The following is a 19,265-nucleotide window of genomic DNA, read 5'->3' on the forward strand; positions in this document are numbered from 1 at the left end:
GCCAGGCGCTTACGCGGCCCGCGGCCGCCGACGAACCGGGACTGCCCATGAATCCGCTCGACCCGAACGAAATCTCCGCCTCGTCCGTCGCGCCCAACGATGCCGCGCCGGAACACTCCGCGCAGGAGCGGGCCGCCTTGCCCGCCGCGACGGACGCCGCATCGGCGCCGGCAGCGTCCTCCTCCGCGATCGGCGCGCGCGAACGCCTGTCGACCCGCATCGCCTTCTTCGTCGCCGGCGTGGCGATGGCGGCCTGGGCGCCGCTGGTGCCCTACGCCAAGGCGCGCACCGGCGTCGACGAAGGCACCCTGGGCCTGTTGCTGCTCGCGCTCGGCGCCGGTTCGATCGTGGCGATGCCGCTGACCGGCGCGCTGGCCGCGCGCTATGGCTGCCGCAAGCTGATCCTGCTCGCCGGCGCCGCGGTCTGCGCCTGCCTGCCGCTGTTGGCCTACTGCGCGACGGTGCCGAGCCTGGCCCTGGCCCTGTTCGGCTTCGGTGCGGCGATCGGCACCATCGACGTGGCGATCAACATCCAGGCGGTGATCGTCGAGAAAGCCAGCGGCCGCGCGCTGATGTCCGGTTTCCATGGCTTCTTCAGCGTCGGCGGCATCGCCGGCGCCGGCCTGGTCGGCGGCTTGTTGTGGCTGCAGGCGCCGCCGCCGACCGCGGCCTTGGCGGCCGCGGTCGCGCTGGCCATCCTGCTGCTGGCCGGCAGCCAGGGATTGCTGCGCTACGGCGAGGAAAGCGGCGGCTCGATGTTCGTGCTGCCGCGCGGCGCGGTGGTGCTGATCGGCGCGCTGTGCTTCGTGGTGTTCCTGGCCGAAGGCGCGATGCTGGACTGGAGCGCGCTGTTGCTGGTGTCCGCGCGCGGGGTCGAATCCAGCGCCGCCGGCATCGGCTATGCGGCGTTCGCCCTGGCGATGACCGTCGGCCGCTTCAACGGCGACCGCATCGTCCAGCGTTTCGGCCCGCGCCGGGTGCAGGCCATCGGCGGCGCCTGCGCCGCGGCCGGCTTCCTGCTCGCCGCCGCGCTGCCGTCGCCGCTCGCGACCCTGCTGGGTTTCGTCCTGGTCGGCCTGGGCTGCTCGAACATCGTGCCGATCCTGTTCAGCGCCGCCGGCCAGCAGCGCGCGATGCCGGCGGCCGCGGCGATCTCGGCGATCAGCACCCTGGGCTACGCCGGCATCCTCGCCGGCCCGGCGGCGATCGGCGCGATCGCTCGCGCCAGCAGCCTGCCGCTGGCGTTCGGCCTGCTCGGCCTGGGCCTGGTCGCGGTGGCGGCCAGCGCGCGCATCGCCCGCGCCGACTGAGCCCGCTCAGCGCGGACGCCGCGCCAGCCAGCGGTCCAGTTGCGCGGCGAAGGCCTGGCGGTCGCGGGCATGGAACGCGGCCGGGCCGCCGGTCTGAATCCCGGCGCCGCGCAGCTCTTCCATGAAATTGCGCACCGACAGGCGTTCGGCGATGTTGTCGCGGGTGTACAGATCGCCGCGCGGGTTCAAGGCCACCGCGCCTTTCTCCAGCGCCAGCGAGGCCAGCGGAATGTCCTGGGTCACCACCAGGTCGCCGGCGCCCAGGCGCTGCACGATCTCGTTGTCGGCCACGTCCAGCCCGCCCGGCACCTGGATCGCGCGGATGTACGGCGAAGGCGGGGTGCGCAGCCATTGGTTGGCGACCAGGGTCAGCGGGATCCGGGCCCGGTCCGCGGCGCGGAACAGGATCTCCTTGATCGGGCCGGGGCAGGCGTCGGCGTCGACCCAGATTTGCGGCGTGGCGGGCGTTTCGGTCATGGCGGACGGGCGGGGAGGCGGTGTGCATTGTGCGGCGGGGCGTGGTCTGCGTCATGTGGGACAGGACGGCGAGGTCATGGGCGCGTCGATGCGGCCCGTCCGTCGGATCGGGACGGGGGACGGAATTCGCCGCGGCGCTGCTATTCTCGGCTGCCGCAAGGACCGCTCGGTTGCGCCCGGACACTCCGCCGATGGACATCGCCGCCGCATCGGATCGCGCCGGGCCCGGGTTCGCGGGCGAGTTCGAAACCCATCTGACCGTCGCCGCCGACCGCGACGGCGCGTTGCGGCGTTTCGCCGAGGCGCGCGGACTGAAGTGCCTGCATATCGAACTGGCGCGTGGCGTGCGGCCGGCCCAGCCCATGCTGAGCTGGCGCGGCCGCGGCGTTCTCGCACAACAGCTCGCCGCCGCCGCGGAGGTGGCAAGGCAACTGCGTGCGGCCGGGCTGACGCCGGTGAGGACCAAGATCGAGGCCGCGCCCGCCAATAGCGGCGTGCCGCAGGACGATGCGGATGCGACGCCCGGGCGCTATTTCGAAAGCCATATCAAGCTGTTGCTGAGCGTCGATGCGGACCTGGCGGCACTGGCCGAAGCGGTGCGCGGCCACGGCGCGCATCTGTCGCGCAACGCCTTGCGCCGGCGCTCGGACGGAGTGGACGAACGTTTCGTCACCCAGCGCAGCCACGGCGGTTCGCAGCGCGCTCGCGCGGAACTGGACGCGCTGCTGGCGAGGCTGGATGGACTGCGCTTGCCTCGCGCGGGCGTGGAAACCGAATACGTGGTGTACGACGACAACCTGGCGGTGGACGATGGCTGGATCGATGTGGCAACGACTGACCCGCTGGCTCGGCGGACGCGATAGAGGTCCGCAACCGGCGCAGGTTGCCGCCTCGGGCCCGGCCTGTGCGCCGCCGGGGCCGCCGCGCGAGATCCGCTACCCGGCCAGCACCCAGCTCAGCGGAGGAGGGCGTCCGGACCTGTTCGATCCGGCGCTCAAGCACCACACCGACGCCTTCCGCACCGGCGATCCGAGCTTCGCCAACGCAGAGGACCGGCGCCGCTGGTATGCCGCACGCGCCTCGGTGCAGGCGCAAATGCTGCGTCTCATCGCCGAATCGCCCTGGCGCGACCGGCTGGTGCTGCGCGGCAGCGTGCTGTTGCATGCCTATCTGGGCGAACGCGCGCGCGCTCCCGGCGATATCGACTGGGTGGTGCTGCCGGCCGAACTCAAGGCCGACGAGCCGGCCGCGCGCGCGATGCTGCAGGAACTGGCGGCCCTGCTGACCCAGCGTCGTACGGTCGGCCCGGTGCGCATCCACTTCGACCGGATCGCCCACGACGACATCTGGACCTACGAGCGGGCCGAAGGCCGGCGCATGACCATCGTCTGGTCGCTGGACGGCTTGCCAGAAGGCCAGGCGCAGTTCGACTTCGTGTTCAACGAGGCCTTGCCGCAACCGCCGGTGCCGGTCGAGATTCCTTTGACCGAGGGCGAACCGGTGTGCCTGTTGGGCGCTTCGGCCGAACTGTCGCTGGCCTGGAAGCTGGTGTGGCTGCAGACCGACATGTGGCCGCAGGGCAAGGATCTTTACGATGCGGTGCTGCTGGCCGAACGCTGCAACATGCCATTGCGGTTGTTCGTGGACGCGATCCGCAGCAATCCGGACTACCGCGCCTGGGGCGAAGACGCGCTGCCGGAGATCGCCGATTGGCGGATCGACTGGGCCAATTTCCGCGCCGAGTATCCCTGGGTGGAAGGCGACCTGGAGCACTGGAAGCGGCGCCTGGCCGCCCAGCTGACCGCCGGCCGCAGCTGAGCCGTCGCTGTCGTCCGCGTACCATGCGGCCAACCCCTCCACGGCGCCGGCCATGATCAAGGTCCACCACCTCAACAATTCCCGTTCCCAGCGCGTGCTGTGGCTGCTGGAGGAACTGGAGCTGCCGTACCAGGTCGTGCGCTACCAGCGCGATCCCAAGACCCTGCTGGCGCCGGCCGAGCTGCGGGCGGTGCATCCGCTGGGCAAGTCGCCGGTGGTGGAGTTGGACGGACAGGTGCTGGCCGAGTCGGCGGCGATCATCGAGACCCTGTGCGAGCGCTACGACCGCGAGCACCGGGTGTCGCCGCCGGCGCAGCCGCTGGACGGCGAGGAGCGCCGCCGCTACCGCTACTGGATGCACTACGCCGAGGGCTCGGCGATGCCGCCCCTGCTGCTGAGCCTGGTGTTCGCGCGGCTGAAGTCGGCGCCGATGCCGTTCTTCGCCAGGCCGGTCGCGCGCGGCATCGCCGACAAGGCCCTGTCGGCCTTCGTCGGGCCGCAGCTGGCGCTGCACCTGGGCTATATCGAAAGCGAGCTGGGCCGGCACGCATGGTTCGCCGGCGAACGCTTCACCGCCGCCGACATCCAGATGAGCTTCCCGGTCGAGGCCGCGGCCGCCCGCGCTGGCGGCCAGCGGCCGAAGATGCAGGCCTTCGTCGAACGCATCCGCGCCCGGCCGGCCTATCAGCGGGCGCTGGAGCAGGGCGGGCCGTATTCGCTGCTGAGTTGAGTTCGCCGCCGAAGCGGGCAAGCCGCCGCGCGGCTTGGATTCGCGCCGGCCGACACCCATCTTGAAGGCTCATCCCAAACCGGTTCCGCCATGCTCGCGCTGCGCTTCGACAATGCCTTCGTCCGCGAACTGCCCGGCGACCCCGTGCAAGCACCCGGCGTGCGCCAGGTCCATGGCGCGGCGTATTCGCGGGTGTCGCCGACCCCGGTCGCGGCGCCGCGGCTGCTGGCGCATTCGGCCGAAATGGCGGCGACGCTGGGCTTTTCCGCCGAAGATCTGGTCAGCCCCGAGTTCGCCGCGGTGTTCGCCGGCAACGCCTTGCTGCCCGGAATGGAACCTTACGCGGCCAACTATGGAGGCCATCAGTTCGGCCATTGGGCCGGCCAGCTCGGCGACGGCCGTGCGATCAGCCTCGGCGAGGCGGTCACCGCGGGCGGCGAACGTTGGGAGCTGCAGCTCAAGGGCGCCGGGCCGACCCCGTACTCGCGCAGCGCCGACGGCCGCGCGGTGTTGCGCTCGTCGATCCGCGAGTTCCTGTGCAGCGAGGCCATGCATCACCTGGGCGTGCCGACCACGCGCGCGCTGAGCCTGGTCGGCACCGGCGAGGCGGTGGTCCGCGACATGTTCTACGACGGCCGTCCGCAGGCCGAGCCGGGCGCGATCGTGTGCCGGGTCGCGCCTTCGTTCATCCGCTTCGGCAATTTCGAACTGCCGGCTTCGCGCGGCGAGAGCGGGCTGCTGAAGCAACTGCTGGATTTCTGCATCCGCCGCGATTTTCCCCACCTGCAGGGCGACGACCAGGCGCGCTACGCGGCCTGGTTCGGCGAGGTCTGCGCGCGCACCGCGGTGTTGATGGCGCACTGGATGCGGGTCGGCTTCGTGCACGGGGTGATGAACACCGACAATCTCTCGGTGCTGGGCCTGACCATCGATTACGGTCCTTACGGCTGGATCGACGCCTACGACCCGGACTGGACGCCGAACACCACCGATGCCGGCCGCGGCCGTTACCGTTACGGCCAGCAACCGCAGGTGGCGTACTGGAATCTGAGCCGTCTGGCCGGGGCCTTGTCGTTGCTGATCCCGGTCGAGGCGCTGCAGGACGGCCTGCGCCGGTATGTCGACACCTACAACGCAGTCGAGGCCGAGGCGATCGCCGCCAAGCTGGGCCTGCGCGAGTGCGCGGACGGCGACATCGAGCGCATGCAGCGCCTGCGCGAATGGCTGCAGGCGCACGAGATCGACATGACGATCTTCTTCCGCGCCCTGGCCGAGGTGGACGTCGAGGCCGAAGCGCCCGATCCGTCGCCGTTGGCCGATGCCGCCTACGATTCCGACAAGGCCGCCGCCGGCGCGCCGGCCTTGCAGGCCTGGCTGGCCGACTACGCCAGCCGGTCCCGCGCCGACGCGCTGCCCGCTGCGCATCGGCGTGCGCGCATGCACGCGGCCAATCCGCGCTATGTGCTGCGCAATTATCTGGCCCAGCAGGCGATCGACCGCGCCGAGCAGGGCGACCTGGGCGGCGTGCACGAACTGCTGGAGGTGATGCGGCGGCCGTATCAGGACCAGCCCGGACGCGAGGCGTTCGCGGCCAAGCGTCCGGACTGGGCGCGCGACCGCGCCGGCTGTTCGATGCTGTCGTGCAGTTCCTGACCCGGTTTCCGCGGCCGCGCCGCCGCCTGCCCAGCGACGCAAGCGCGCATCCGGCACAGGCAGGACGACGTTTTTCGGACCTGGGTCCGCGCAAAATCGGCGGATGAATTCCGTCATCCGCCTGCACGTTCTCGGGCCTGCCGACGCCGCCTTGCACCCGGCCTATTGCGACTACGTCGCCCGGGTCTTCACCCAGGCCGATTTCCGCCGCTGGTGCGAATGGGAGCAGTGGAGCGAGAGCTATCGCGCGTTCTGCCTGTTCGACGGCGAGCGCGTGGTCGCCAACGCGGCGGTGTCGCGCATGCGTCTGTGGGTCGACGGCGAGGAAGTCGAGGGCTTCCAGCTCGGCGCGGTCGGCTGCCTGCCGGGTTGCCGCGGGCAGGGACTGGCGCGGCGCGCGATGCAAGCGGCGCTGGCAGCCTGCGGCAGCGCCCCGGTACTGTTGTTCGCCAATCCGACGGTGGCGGAGTTCTACCCGCGCTTCGGCTTCGCGGCGGCGCCGCAATGGCGGTTCGAAACCCGGGCCGAGCTGCGCCCCGGCGCCGAACCGGCGCCGCGGCTGGACCTGGCCGAGCCGGCGGACCGAGCCGATTTCCTGCGCCTGGCGGCGGTTGCGGCGCCGTCGGCCGGGACCTTCGCCGCCCGCGACTACGGCCGCATCGCGACCTGGTACGCGGCCAACGGCTACGCCGCGCCTTTGCGCCGGCTCGATCGCGACACCCTGGTGTTCGCCCAGGCCGAAGACGGGGTGCTGACGATCCAGGACGTGTTCGCAGCCGCTCCGGACCGCTTCGACCTGGCCGCGGCCTTGCCGCGATTGATCGACGCGCCGGTGCACACCGTGAGCTTCGGCTTCGGCCCGCCGCGCGGCTGGGCGCAGGCCGCGGCGACGGCGATCGAGGACGACGCCCACCTGTTCGTGCGCGGGCTCGACCTTGCGGCGCTGCCCGCGCACCGTTTTCCGCTGCTGGCGCGGACCTGAGCGCGCCGGCCCGGTTCGGGCCCGGGGGCTCCGGCCGGGGCGCTCCAAGCGGGGTGTAAAGGCCTGCCTGGTCCAGACCGGCCTGGTTCATACCGGCCTGGTTCATACCGGCATGTCCAGGCCCAACTGGTTCGAATCGAACTGGTTCGGATCGAACTGGTTCGGATCGAACTGGTTCGGATCGGCAGGCAGGCCGGTCCCTGCAAGCCGCGCCTTCAAGCCGGTGCGAACGGCTTGGCGGCCTTCTTCTCGTTCTTCTCGGCGCGCTTTTCCTTCATGGTCTTGGCCGGCTTCTTCTTGGTCTCTTTCTTGCGGTCCATGCCCTTGCTCATCGCGGATCCTCCCTCGGTGGCGGCGCGGTGCGGCGGATGCCGAGCGCCTGCGCCGAGTATGCGCCCGGCCGGCGCCGCGTGCGGGCCGGGACGCCGCCGCGGGCGCCGCGCCCGGTAGAATGGGCGGATGCCCCTGATTACCGTCCAGAACGTCGACTACAGCGTCGGCGGCCCGCTCCTGCTCGAAAACGTCGAGTTGGCCATCGAACCCGGCGAACGCATCGCCCTGATCGGCCGCAACGGCGCCGGCAAGTCCACGCTGATGAAGCTGCTGGCCGGCGAGCTGCAGCCCGACGACGGCGAAGTGCGGCGCGAGAACGGCGCGCGAGTGGCGCGGCTGGAGCAGGAAGTGCCGGCCGGCGCGACCGGCAGCGTGTTCGACGTGGTCGCCGACGGCCTCGGCGAACTCGGCGCCTGGCTGGCCGAGTACCACCATCTCAGCCATGCCGAGGTCTACGACGCCGATGCGGTGGCCAAGGTCCAGGCCAAGATCGAGGACGCCCAGGGCTGGGCCCTGGACCAGCGGGTGACCGAAACCCTGACCCGGCTCGGCCTGGACGGCGAGGCCGCGTTCACCGGCCTGTCCGGCGGGATGAAGCGGCGCGTGCTGCTGGCGCGCGCGCTGGTCTCGGCGCCGGACCTGCTGCTGCTGGACGAACCGACCAACCATCTCGACATCGAGGCGATCGACTGGCTGGAGCAGTTCCTCAAGTCCTGGCAGGGCGCCTTGCTGTTCGTCACCCACGACCGCCGCTTCCTGCGCGCGCTGGCGACCCGGATCGTCGAGATCGACCGCGGCCAGGTCACCAGCTGGCCGGGCGACTGGGACAACTACCTGCGCCGGCGCGAGGAACGGCTCAACGCCGAGGCGCAGGAGAACGCGCGCTTCGACAAGCTGCTGGCCCAGGAAGAAGTCTGGATCCGCCAGGGCATCAAGGCCCGCCGCACCCGCGACGAAGGCCGGGTGCGCCGGCTCAAGGCGATGCGCAACGAGCGCGCCGCGCGCCGCGATGCGGTCGGCAACGTGCGCATGGAGTTCGCCCAGTCCGAAGCCTCCGGACGCAAGGTGATCGAAGCCAAGGACGTGAACTTCGGCTACGGCGGCCAGCCGATGCTGAGCGGGTTCTCGACCACGGTGTTCCGCGGCGACCGGATCGGCCTGATCGGCCCCAACGGCAGCGGCAAGACCACCTTGCTGAAGATCCTGCTCGGCGAGCTGAGCCCCGGCACGGGCGAGGTGCGCGAGGGCAGCAAGCTGCAGATCGCCTATTTCGACCAGTACCGCGCGACCCTGCGCGAAGACTGGAACGCGATCGAGAACGTCGCCGAAGGCCGCGAGTACGTCGAGGTCGGCGGCAAGAGCAAGCACGTGATCGGCTACCTGCAGGATTTCCTGTTCACTCCCGAACGCGCGCGCGCGCCGATCACCCGCTTGTCCGGCGGCGAGCGCAACCGCCTGCTGCTGGCCAAGCTGTTCGCCCAGCCGTCCAACCTGCTGGTGATGGACGAACCGACCAACGACCTCGACGTCGAGACCCTGGAACTGCTGGAAGAACTGCTCGGCGACTACCCCGGCACCTTGCTGCTGGTCAGCCACGACCGCGATTTCCTCGACAACGTGGTCACCTCGACCCTGGTCATGGAAGGCGCGGGACGGGTCGGCGAGTACGTCGGCGGCTACAGCGACTGGCTGCGCCAGCGCGCGCAGCCGTCCGCGCAGGCCGCAGCGGGCGCGAAACCGGCCGCCGCCAAGGTCGAAGCGGCGGCTGCGGCCGCGGCGCCGGCGGCGAACAAGCGCAAGCTCAGCTACAAGGACGCGCGCGAGCTGGAGCAGTTGCCGCTGCGGATCGAGGAACTGGAAACCCGCCTGGCCCAGCTCACCGCGCAGATGAACGAGGCCGCGTTCTACCAGCGCGACAGCGCCGCGATCAACGCCCACAACGCCAGCCTGGCCCAGACCCAGGCCGAGCTCGACCACGCCTACGCGCGCTGGGCCGAACTGGAAGGCTGAGCGCGCCGCGCCACCCCCGACTTCCGTCGCTTGCGCCGGTCTCCGGCGCGGGTTCCTAATCGGCGCAACGAACGCCGGCGGTCGCCGGCGAGGGAGAGCGGCGATGCGGCGGATCGGCACACGAGCGGTGGCGGCGATGGCGCTCGCCCTGGGCCTGGGCGGGGGCCCGGCCGCGGCCGCAGTGAAGGACGCGGCGGCGAACGGGTTCACGGTCGAGAACGAGCAGACGGTAGCGGTCGCGCCCGACGCGGCGTGGACGGCCTTGGTCGAGGACATCGACCGTTGGTGGCCGAAGGACCACACCTGGTGGGGCCAGGATTCGCGCCTGTCGCTGCAGCCGCGCGCCGGCGGCTGCTTCTGCGAGATCGGCCGGGACGGCCGGCGTCAGGCCCTGCACATGACGGTGAGCTTCGTCGACCCGGGCAAGACCCTGCGCCTGCTCGGCGGACTCGGCCCGCTGCAGGGCATGGGCCTGCACGGAGCGCTGGAGTTCAAGCTGTCCGCGACCGCCGACGGCGGCACCCGCATCGTCATGACCTATCGCGCCGGCGGCTACACGCCGGAGGATCTGAGCAAGTTCGTCGCCGTGGTCGATCGGGTGCAGGGCCTGCAACTGCGCGGGCTGGGCGACTATCTGCGCCGTTCGGCGGCCGGCCCGGCCCGCGCCAAGGCCGACGACGAAACCGGCCATGGCGCGGTCCCGCCCGATCCGCAGCGATGAGCTCGGCGGCCGCCTACCGCACCCGTCACGAGCGCGGCGCCAGCCTGGCGACGCACCGCCACCGGCAGGCCTACGCCGCGCTGGTGCTGGACGGCGATTACACCGAGTCCAGCGTCGACGGCCCGCTGCCGTGCACGCCCGGCACCCTGGTGCTGCATCCTGCCTATCACGCCCATGGCGACCGTTTCGGCCGGCTCGGCGCGCAGGCGATCAATCTGGATCTGCCGGGTTTGGGCGTATCCGGTCTTGATCCTGCGCGTCTCGCCTCGCCCGGACCCGGCCGGCAGGGGGGCGATCGACAGGGCATGCGCCGGCCGGACATGGCCGTCTCCGCCCTGGGCGCCAGCGCCTGGCGGGTGCACGACCTCAAGGACGCCCTGGAGGTGTTCGCGCGCTGCCCGCAGCGCCTGCCCGAGCTGCTGGCCTGCGCCGTACCGCAGGCGGGGTTGGCGCTGCCGGACTGGCAGGGCGAACTGCTGCGCGGCATGGCCGACAGCGAAGAAGAGATCGGCGCGCTCGCCGGCCGGCTCGGGGTCTCGGCCGAGCACGCCAGCCGCGCGTTGAGCCGCAGCTACGGCATGCCGCCGCGCGCGCTGCGCCGCGAACTGCGTTGGCGCCGCGCGCTGCAACTGTTGGCCACCGATCTGCCGCTGGCCGACGTCGCCGCGACCGCGGGCTTCGCCGACCAGAGCCATCTGCACCGGATCGTGGTCGCCCACGCCGGTTGCACCCCGGCGCTGCTGCGCCGGCAGATCAAGTGCGTACAAGACCCGGTCCCGGCGCAGGCGGCCTAATGGCCCCAACGCGCCGCGGCGCAACCGGAGTCCGACGATGAAACCGACCCTGCTGTCCACCCTGTGCGCGCTGGGCCTGGCGGCGACGACCGCCGGCGCAGCCGTTGCCGCCACCGCCGCCGCCACGCCCGCCGACAGCGGTCCGCAAGCCGCGCAGGCGGTGAACCAGGCCAAGGGCGACACGCTGCGCGCCGACATGCCGTCCGCGCTGGCGGCGTTGAAAGCCGCGCCCTTGGAGCAGTTCAGCGCCAAGGACGCCGCATTCCGCGGCTGCATGCTCGAACGCCACGATCGCAGCAGCGCGCCGGCGCCGGTCGAGCCGGCCGGCGGCCTCGACGATCCGATGGTGCGCGCGTTGCTGGCCAGCTACCAGCGCTACTGGTGGCGGTCGCTGCGCGACGTCGCCGCCCGGCCCGCGGCCGAGAAGCAACTCAGGGCCGAACTGGCCGGCCTGCTCGGCGAAGCGCCGCCGGCGGAGGGCGAGGACGCGTTCGACGCCTTGAACGAGCGCATCGACGCCGAACTGGGCAAGCGCGGCCTGCACGCGCAGCTCGGCCGCACGCCGCCGCTGTACGACCTGCTGCTGTGGCGGGGCCAGGAGCAGCGCGACTACGTGGTCGACCTGCCGGGCGGCGCGCGGCAGCCGGTGCGGGTGTTCCTGATGGACGACTGGATCAGCCGCGGCTGGATCCACTACGGCAATTGCGGCACCGGCGGCGCCGGCGGCTGGGCCAACGCCGAAGGCGTGTTCGCGGTGCGTTCCAACTACGGCGATCTGCAGGGCGAGGACTACCGGGTGAGCTTGCTCGGCCACGAATCGCAGCACTACGCCGATCAGCAGCGTTGGCCGGACATGCCGTCCTGGCAGTTGGAGTACCGGGCCAAGCTGGTCGAACTGGCGCAGGCCGACCAGACCCGCGACGTCCTGCTGGGCAAGTTCTATCGCAGCCGCGACGACAACCCCGATCACCCGCACCCGTATTCGAACAAGCGCGTGCTGGCCGATGTCGCGGTGCGGATGGGCCTGGCGGCGGACGCCGACCTGCGCACCGCCGATCCCGGCGCGGTGCGGCGCGCTGCGGCCGAAGTCTTGGCCGAGGACACCCGCCGGCGCGAAGCCGCCGACGCCGATGCGGCCAAGGCGCCGGATCCGGTCCAGGCGACCGCCTCTCCGCAAGCCGCGCCGGCGCGCTGATCGAGTGCGGACCGTATGCCGGCCGCCGCAACGGCCGGCGTTACACTGGCGGCATGCATCAAGACTCCTTGTTCGGCGCGGCTCCGGCCGCGCCCGCCGATGTCCATCGGCTGTTCTTCGCCCTGCTGCCCGATGCGGCCACCCGCGAGCGCATCGCCGCCGCGACGGCGCGGCTGGAGCAGGAACAGCGCAGCGGCGGCCGCGCGATCGGCGCGCACCGTTACCACCTGACCCTGCAGTTCCTCGGCGACGCTCACCGGTTCCAGAGCGAGCGTGCCGACGCCGCGCGCGCCGCGGCGGCGAGCGTCGACACGCCGGCCTTCGCGCTGCGCCTGGACCGCGCCGGCAGCTTCCGCAATCGCTCGATTCCATGGTGGCTGGGCTGCGAGCGCCTGCCGGACGGCCTGCAGCATCTGTGGCAGCGCCTGGGCGTGGCCCTGGCCAAGCAGGGGCTGCGCGTCGAATCCGGATCGCAGCTGGTGCCGCACGTCACCGTGGTCCGCGACGCCGCCGCGGCGTTGCATCCGCCGATCGCGATCGGAGCCATCGACTGGCCGGTGAGCGAGTTCGCGTTGATCCACAGTCAACTGGGATCGCGCAACGCTTACACCGTTCTGGGGCAGTGGCCGTTGCGCGGATAGGGACGGCGGGCGTCGCCGTGGCCCGACCCCGTCTCGGCGGAGTTCGTCGGTCGGCGCCGGTGCGTCGACCGGGTCGGCCGTGATCGCGGCGCGAGACCGGAACAACGCAGCCGCGGCTTGAAGGAAACCCGGTGGGCCGCCGCTGTCCGGCGAAAACCGGGCCCGGCACGAGCCGGCGCCTGGATGGCGGCGCTGGCTGCCGGACGCCGGGCCGGCGCAGAATGGGGCCTCGCCGCCGAGAGGGCATGGTCATGGCCGCCGCCGATCCGCGCATCGACGCCTACATCGCCCAGGCCGCGCCGTTCGCGCGGCCGATCCTAGAACACTTGCGCACCGCCGTGCGTGCAGCCTGTCCCGAGGTCGAAGAGACTGTGAAATGGGGCATGCCCAGTTTCGTCTACCGCGGCAAGATCCTGTGCGCCATGGCCGCGTTCAAGCAGCACGCGAGCTTCGGCTTCTGGCACGGCGCGCAAGTGGTCGGCGCCGAACGCGCCGGCGACAGCGACGCGATGGGCCAGTTCGGCCGCCTGACCCGGCTCGCCGATCTGCCGGGCAAGCGCGAGTTCACCGGGCTGGTCAAGCAGGCGATGGCGCTGATCGAATCCGGCGCGACCCGGCCGACGACCAAGACCGCGCAGCCCAAGCCGCCGGTGCGGACCCCCGACGACCTAGCCGCGGCCCTGGGCAAGAACGCCAAGGCCCGCGCCACCTACCAAGCCTTTGCGCCGAGCCAGCAGCGCGAGTACGTGGAATGGATCGAAGAGGCCAAGCGCGAGGCCACCCGCCAATCCCGCCTGGCGCAGGCGGTGGAGTGGATGGCGCAAGGCAAGGTGCGGAACTGGAAGTATGTGAAGTAGGGAACGGTTGGAACGGCACTCGGAGATGCGGGACTGGGGACTCGGGACTCGAGTGTGGGGGCGCAGGAAGGGGCGAGGGAAGAGCGTGAGCGCGAGTGGGACGGCCCTGTTCTTGGCCTGTTCCAATGGCGAAGGCGTGTCGATTAGCCCCCTTTGAAAAAGGGGGCTGGCGCCTCGCGCGACGATGGGACGCGCAGGGGAAGCGGCGCCGGGGGATTTGCTCTGCGCCGCCGCCGCCGGATCAGCGGCGGAAATCCACCGCGAACGCGATCAGGGTGCCCGGGATGCGCGCGGCGCCGGTCGGGGGGAATCGGGAATCGGACAAGCGTTGTGCGGCGAGCTGAGAGAGCGCTGGCCCTGGCTTATGCCGATTCGCGAAGGCGCGTTGGTTGGCCCCCTTTGGAAAAGGGGGCTGGCGCCTGCGCAACGATGGGATGCCCAGATCCGGCGGCGCCGGGGGATTTGCTCTTCGGCGCCTGCGTGGCGAATCAGCGGCGGAAATCCACCGCGAACGCTATCAGCGTGCCTGGGATGCGCGCAGTGCCGGTCGGGCAGGCGGCGTCCAGCGGCACCTGGGTGCGGCCGCCGCCGATGCGGTCGACGCAGACTTCGAACTGCTCGCCGGCGCCGGTCTGGGTGACGCTGTAGTCGTTGTCGCTACCGACCAGCACCAGGTGGCGCCCGTCGCGCAGGCGCGGGCCGATCGCGAGGCCCTCCAGCTTCTCCGGGATGTCGCGCGCGCCGGCGCCGCGCAGCGCCGCGAGCAGATCGACTTCCGGCGCCTTGTCGACCGCACGCACGCCCGCCGGCAGTTCGTTGCTGCCGGCCAGCGAACGCTGCGACACATCGCTGGCCCCGCGCAACGAGATCCGGTACACGCGCTTGTGCAACGGCGCGGCGGTGACTTCGACGCCGAGGCCGCGGTTGTCGCGCTCCAGCACCAGGAAGTCCTGGTCGCTGAGGGCGTGGATCGCGCTCAGGCCGATGCTGCGGCCCTGGTGGGTGGCGGAGAAATCGTCCTGGGTCGAGGGGTCGATCGCGTTCAGCGCCTCGATCGGCTCCAGCCGGTACACGTACTGCGCTCCGGCGCGGCCGCGGCGCAGGTCGAACTCGACGATGCGCACGTTGCGGCTGCGGCGGCCGTCGTTGCCGGCGCCTTCCTGCACCAGCGGGTCCTGCATCACCGCATAGAGCTTGGTGCCCGAGGCGTTGAGGGTCAGGCCCTCGAAACCGCGGTTGTCCTGGCGCCCGGCGACCACGCTTTTGCGGTCGCCGACGTACTCCAGCGCGTCCTGGGCGTTGCGCGGGCGCAGGTTGTCCGGGATCTCGAACGCGCGCAGCAGGCGGCCGTTGGGCGCGAACTCGTACAGGCTGGGGCCGTACTCGTCGGCGACGTAGAAGTGGCCGTTGCGGCCGACGGCGAAGCCTTCCGGATCGAAGCTCAGGCCGAGCTTGGAGGCGTCGCCGTTGAGCAGCTGCGGGTTGAGGCCGTTGAGGCTGTCGCGGCCGCGCGCGCTGAACAGGATGGTCTTGTCGACCACCGGCTGGCCGATCCGGCCGCTGCGGCGGTCGTAGGGGATGCGCAAACGCTGGACCCGGGTGGCGTAGTCGATCACTCCGCCGCCGGGGCCGCGGTCGGACAATGCATACCAGTAGCCGTCGCGCGGGTTGTAGCTGAGGTCGGAATAGAAGCCGAAGCGATTGAGATTGGCCTGATCCGGAGTGCCCGGCGGCAAGCGCACCGCATCGCGGGTCGTCGCCGGGGTCTCGACCACGTTGCGCAGCGACCAGGACGCGGCGGAGGCGGGCAGGGCGCAGGCGAGCAGCACGGCGGCGGCGAGGGCGGAACGGATCATGCGAGGCTCCAGCGGACAGGGGGAGCCGGTCATGCTGGAACGGGCAGATGTCAGCGCGATGACGGTCCGTCCCGAACGCGGCGATAAACCCCTGTAGGAGCGGCGTCCCACCGGGATTTCCTTTGGTCATAAGCCGCGACCGCCATCGTTCAATCTAGCCGCGTCTTTGTCCTATGGCCCTGTAGGAGCGGCGCAAGCCGCGACCACGGAACGCGCAGAGTCCTCAAGGCTTGCATCAACGATCGAAGCCAGGACCCATCGCCTGTAGGAGCGGCGTAAGCCGCGACCACGGAACGCGCAGAGTTCTCAAGGCTTGCGTCAACGATCGAAGCCCGGAGCCTTCGCAGAAACGGGCGCCACGCAGGCCCCGCCGGGGAAACCGCAGCATCGGTGCCGCCGACGCCATCCCTCGAAGCCGCGTCCCGCGCTCAGCGCAGCCGCAATACCGCCAGCATGCCGAAATGATCCGATGCCCAGATCCCGTCGCGGCTGCGGTCGAGGACGATCCTGGCCTCGACCAGTTCGAAACGCTGGGGGTCGTAGAACACGTGGTCGATGCGTTGCGCCGGCAGATAGGCCGGGTTGAGCGTGGTGTGCGCGGCCGGATCGGCGCCGGCCTGCGGGTGGGCGAAGCCGTAGGCGTCGCGATAGCGAGCGCGCAGCGCCTGCAGCTCCGGCGAATCGGCGTCGCTGTTGAAGTCGCCGGCGATCAGCACCCGGCCGTCGCCGCGGGTCGCGTCGACGAAATCGAGCAGGCTGGCGACCTGGCGGGCGCGGATCGCGCCGCCGCCGCGGTCGTTGTGCAGGTGGGTGGCGTAAACCGCGACTTCGCCGGCGCGACCCAGGGGCAGCTGCGCATGCGCCGCGGTGCGGTAGTCGTCCAGCGGCTCCAGCTTGCGCTGGTCCTGGGCGCGGCTGCGCGCCCGGGTCAGCAGGGCGTTGCCGTAGCGGCGAGCCGCTTGCGGCGGATCGACCGAGACGAACTGGACCCGGTAGCCCAGGGCCGCGCCCAGGTCTTCGGCCTGATTGCGCAGGCCCTCGCGCTGCAGCACTTCCTGCAGGGCGATCACGTCGGGGCGCAGGCGGCGGACTTCGTCGACGATCAGGGCGCGGCGGCGCGGCCAGTCGCCCTTGTCGTGCCACAGGTTGAGGCTGAGGACGCGGATCGTTGGTGCGGTGCGGGCGGCCGCGTGCGTTGCGGCAGGAGACGGCGCCGCGGTGTCGGTCGCGGCGCAGGCAGCGAAGACGAACGTCGCCGACAGCGCGGCGGCGGCCAGCAGGCGGGTTGCGGCGCGGCGCAGACGCGCGCCGATGCCGACGGCGGCGGGGCGCGCGGCGAAACCGGGCCGCGGCCGCGGAGCGACCGGGAGGGGATTCGAGCGCAGAGCGTTCATCGCGCCGGAAACTCCGCGCAGCCGCGGTAGGCTCGCGCGCCGACCTGCAAGGTCACGCTGGCCGGATAGTCGCGTTCGCTCATGCCGTCGCTGCAGGCCTCGCGCCGGTAGCGCAGTTCGACCGCGGTGCCGTCGGCGGCGGTGCCCCGATAGCCTTCGTCGCCGATCCGGGTCGCGGCGGCGACGTCGAGCTTGCGTTCGCCGTAGTCGAGAGTCAGGCGCATCGCCGGGGTTTCGCCGGGGCCGACTTCGACCAGCCAGCCCGGTTCGTTGCCGACCGCGCGCAGCCCGGGCAGGACGGTCGGCGGCGCGGGGCGGTTTTGCGGCGTCGCGCCCTGGCAGGCGGCGAGTACGGCGGCGGCGAGCAGGGCGAACGCGATGCGCGACAGCATGTCGGTCTCCGATCCGGGGCGCAGCGAGCATAGCCTCGGCCGCGTGAACGCGGCCGCGCCGCACCGCCTGTAGGAGCGGCGTAAGCCGCGACCGTCGAAGCGGCGAGGCTCAACGCCGCCGTGTGCGGCGGGAGCTTCGCTCGGCGCTTATGCAAGGAGCGGAAAAGCAAATCCCCCTGGCCCCCTTTTTCACAGGGGGGAACCGCAGGATACGGCTCAGCGCGGCACGTGCTCGGTGCGCAGCACCGGGTAGAGGTTGTAGCGCGCGTCCCAGGCCGAGTGGCGACGGTAGAAGAACTCCAGCCGCGCCTGCGGGCTCTTGGCGAACTCGGGCTCGTCGCGCAGCTTGCGCTCGAACTCGGCCTTGAGCTGCGGATCGCGCGCCAGCATCTCGCGCGCGACCTCCTCGGCGACGTAGTCCTCCATGTACTCCTTGCGTTCGAAGGCGTTGTTGAACTCGCCCCAGGCCGCGAGCGAGTCCGGCGCCTGCGGCTCCAGCACGGCCATGACCACGCGCGCCTTGGGCTGGGCGATCGGCACGAACAGGGCGCCGGCGGCCAGGTCCTGGGTTTCCGAAGTCCATTCGCCGCCCAGCGTGTTGCGCTGGTGGCCTTCGACCGATTGCGCGGCGAACTCGGCCTTGCCGGCGCGGAACGCGGCCACCGGCGCCTGGCTCAGCGCGGCGTCGAGACGGCGGTAGCCGATGCCGTGGCGGTCCAGCCGCGCCGCGACCCAGGCCGCGTGCGCGGCCGGCACCAGGTAGCCGCCGCGCGGCGCGGTCACGCTGCGCGCGGGCTGGATGTCGTACTTGAGCGGCAGCTTCCAGACCTGCGGTTTGGTTTCGTCGTAGCGGGTCATCAGCGCGCCGGACACTTCCGACGGCGTGCGGGTGTAGACGTAGCCGCGGAAATCGACCGTGCGCACCGCGTCGCCGGCCTTGTAGTCCAGGGCCACGGTCTGGCCGCCCAGCGCTTCGGCGCGGCGGTCGGCGGCGTCGGCCTCGCGGCGCCAGCCGGCGCCGTCGCGGGCGACCAGCTCGAGCACGTCGACGATGGTGTTGCGGGTGATCCGGACCCGGGTCGGATAGTCCTTCCAGGAATGGGTCTCGACCAGCATGCCCAGTCGGTTGCGCAGGAAGTAGTAGCCGTGCGAGAAACGCGGCGGCGGCACGCCGTCCTCGAAACCCGAGGCCGGGTTGTCGTTCTCGACGAAGGAGGGGTAGAACGCCAGCGGCAGCGACCCCTGCTTGGCCAGGCGGGCGATGACGCCGTCGCGCAGGGCCAGGCCGGCCTGGCGCAGCGGCGCGTCGCCGGCGTGCACCGGCTCGACCTGGATCGATACGTCGTGCTCGAACTTGGCGCCGTCGGTGACGTGCAGATCGACGTAGACCAGCGGGTCCCAGGCTTCGATCAGCTTGAGCATGGCCTGCATCTCGGCCGAGTCCGCCTTGAGGTAGTCGCGGTTGAGGTTGTAGTTCTGCGCCGTGGTGCGCCAGCCCATCTCTTCCGGACCGCGCTGGTTCGGCCGGTTCCAGCGGCCGAAGCGCTCGTGGCCATCGATGTTGAACACCGGCACGAACACCAGCACCTGCTTGTCCAGCGCGCCCTTGGCGGCCTGGCCGTCGAGGATCTGGCGCAGGGCCAGGAAGCCGGCGTCCTTGCCGTCGATCTCGCCGGAGTGGATGCCGCCCTGGATCAGGCTCACCGGCAGGCCTTGCGCCTTGGCCTGCGCGGGCGAGAACGCGCCGCTGCGGGTCGCCACCAGCGCCTTCATCGGCCGGCCCTCGGGGGTGGCGCCGAAGTCGATGCAGCGCACCGCGTCCGGATAGCGCTCGGCGTAGGCCGCGCACAGCGCGATCACTTCGTCGTAGCGGCCGGTCTTGAGGAAGCCGCTGCGCTCGGCGACGGTGGTCAGCGGCGCCGCTGCGGGCGCTGCGGAGGCGAAGGGGACGGCGGCGAACAGGGCGGACAGCAGGGCGGTGCGGGCAACGGTGCGTGGCATCGGATCGGTTCTCCCCGGAATCGCCGAGCATGGTAGCGAAGTGCGGGTGCCGCCGATTGGCCCGAAAGGGCCGATCGGCGCCGGAAACCGGCGCCTGCTGC

General features: G+C 71.6%; 17 protein-coding genes. 12 read left to right on the top strand and 5 right to left on the bottom strand.

Translation table 11 applies throughout. From position 1 onward, the window contains the following. Positions 1-47: 47 nt before the first annotated feature. Positions 48-1,310, top strand: coding sequence for an MFS transporter (locus AC3A57_RS08095; protein WP_487578443.1), 1,263 nt, complete (start codon positions 48-50; stop codon positions 1,308-1,310). 6 nt (positions 1,311-1,316) lie between these two features. Here the strand turns inward: AC3A57_RS08095 and AC3A57_RS08100 are convergent, their stop codons facing one another. Beyond that, positions 1,317-1,787: a YaiI/YqxD family protein gene (locus AC3A57_RS08100; protein ID WP_487578444.1), complete on the bottom strand. Its 471-nt coding sequence runs from the start codon at positions 1,785-1,787 to the stop codon at positions 1,317-1,319. Positions 1,788-1,978: 191 nt separating this feature from the next. Here AC3A57_RS08100 and AC3A57_RS08105 point away from each other — a divergent pair, with 191 nt between their 5' ends. From AC3A57_RS08105 to AC3A57_RS08155, 11 genes are all read left to right on the top strand, one after another. Then, the gene (locus AC3A57_RS08105; protein ID WP_487578445.1) at positions 1,979-2,650 is read left to right on the top strand and encodes a hypothetical protein; all 672 of its coding nucleotides are present in this window, start codon (positions 1,979-1,981) and stop codon (positions 2,648-2,650) included. Further along, on the top strand, positions 2,610-3,605 hold the full coding sequence (locus AC3A57_RS08110; RefSeq protein WP_487578446.1) for a nucleotidyl transferase AbiEii/AbiGii toxin family protein: 996 nt from the start codon (positions 2,610-2,612) through the stop codon (positions 3,603-3,605). The genes AC3A57_RS08105 and AC3A57_RS08110 overlap by 41 nt, the downstream gene beginning before the upstream one ends. Before the next feature lie 52 nt (positions 3,606-3,657). Next, complete coding sequence (locus AC3A57_RS08115) at positions 3,658-4,335, top strand: glutathione S-transferase (RefSeq protein ID WP_487578447.1); 678 nt, start codon at positions 3,658-3,660, stop codon at positions 4,333-4,335. 90 nt (positions 4,336-4,425) lie between these two features. Then, positions 4,426-5,988 carry a protein adenylyltransferase SelO gene (locus AC3A57_RS08120; RefSeq protein ID WP_487578448.1) on the top strand — a complete coding sequence of 521 codons (1,563 nt, stop codon included), beginning with the start codon at positions 4,426-4,428 and terminating at the stop codon, positions 5,986-5,988. A gap of 103 nt (positions 5,989-6,091) precedes the next feature. Beyond that, positions 6,092-6,970: a GNAT family N-acetyltransferase gene (locus AC3A57_RS08125; RefSeq protein WP_487578449.1), complete on the top strand. Its 879-nt coding sequence runs from the start codon at positions 6,092-6,094 to the stop codon at positions 6,968-6,970. A 459-nt stretch (positions 6,971-7,429) separates the two neighbouring features. After that, the gene (locus AC3A57_RS08130; RefSeq protein ID WP_487578450.1) at positions 7,430-9,313 is read left to right on the top strand and encodes an ATP-binding cassette domain-containing protein; all 1,884 of its coding nucleotides are present in this window, start codon (positions 7,430-7,432) and stop codon (positions 9,311-9,313) included. A 103-nt stretch (positions 9,314-9,416) separates the two neighbouring features. After that, the gene (locus AC3A57_RS08135; protein WP_487578451.1) at positions 9,417-10,034 is read left to right on the top strand and encodes an SRPBCC family protein; all 618 of its coding nucleotides are present in this window, start codon (positions 9,417-9,419) and stop codon (positions 10,032-10,034) included. Beyond that, the gene (locus AC3A57_RS08140) at positions 10,031-10,828 is read left to right on the top strand and encodes an AraC family transcriptional regulator (RefSeq protein ID WP_487578452.1); all 798 of its coding nucleotides are present in this window, start codon (positions 10,031-10,033) and stop codon (positions 10,826-10,828) included. The genes AC3A57_RS08135 and AC3A57_RS08140 overlap by 4 nt, the downstream gene beginning before the upstream one ends. 37 nt (positions 10,829-10,865) lie before the next feature. After that, entirely contained in the window at positions 10,866-12,023 is a 1,158-nt protein-coding gene (locus AC3A57_RS08145; RefSeq protein WP_487578453.1) for a hypothetical protein, read from the top strand. Positions 12,024-12,076: 53 nt separating this feature from the next. Continuing rightward, entirely contained in the window at positions 12,077-12,664 is a 588-nt protein-coding gene (gene thpR, locus AC3A57_RS08150) for an RNA 2',3'-cyclic phosphodiesterase (RefSeq protein WP_487578454.1), read from the top strand. A gap of 251 nt (positions 12,665-12,915) precedes the next feature. Next, the gene (locus AC3A57_RS08155) at positions 12,916-13,521 is read left to right on the top strand and encodes a YdeI/OmpD-associated family protein (protein WP_487578455.1); all 606 of its coding nucleotides are present in this window, start codon (positions 12,916-12,918) and stop codon (positions 13,519-13,521) included. A gap of 488 nt (positions 13,522-14,009) precedes the next feature. Here AC3A57_RS08155 and AC3A57_RS08160 read toward each other — a convergent pair whose 3' ends face one another. From AC3A57_RS08160 to AC3A57_RS08175, 4 genes are all read right to left on the bottom strand, one after another. Continuing rightward, positions 14,010-15,377, bottom strand: coding sequence for an esterase-like activity of phytase family protein (locus tag AC3A57_RS08160; protein ID WP_487578456.1), 1,368 nt, complete (start codon positions 15,375-15,377; stop codon positions 14,010-14,012). 428 nt (positions 15,378-15,805) lie between these two features. Beyond that, on the bottom strand, positions 15,806-16,771 hold the full coding sequence (locus tag AC3A57_RS08165; protein ID WP_487578457.1) for an endonuclease/exonuclease/phosphatase family protein: 966 nt from the start codon (positions 16,769-16,771) through the stop codon (positions 15,806-15,808). Further along, entirely contained in the window at positions 16,768-17,163 is a 396-nt protein-coding gene (locus AC3A57_RS08170) for a hypothetical protein (protein WP_487578458.1), read from the bottom strand. The genes AC3A57_RS08165 and AC3A57_RS08170 overlap by 4 nt, the downstream gene beginning before the upstream one ends. A 216-nt stretch (positions 17,164-17,379) precedes the next feature. Next, entirely contained in the window at positions 17,380-19,164 is a 1,785-nt protein-coding gene (locus AC3A57_RS08175; RefSeq protein WP_487578459.1) for a M14 family metallopeptidase, read from the bottom strand. Between the last annotated feature and the right edge of the window lie 101 nt (positions 19,165-19,265).

The sequence above is a fragment of the Lysobacter sp. Soil_C_15 genome (assembly GCF_057657315.1).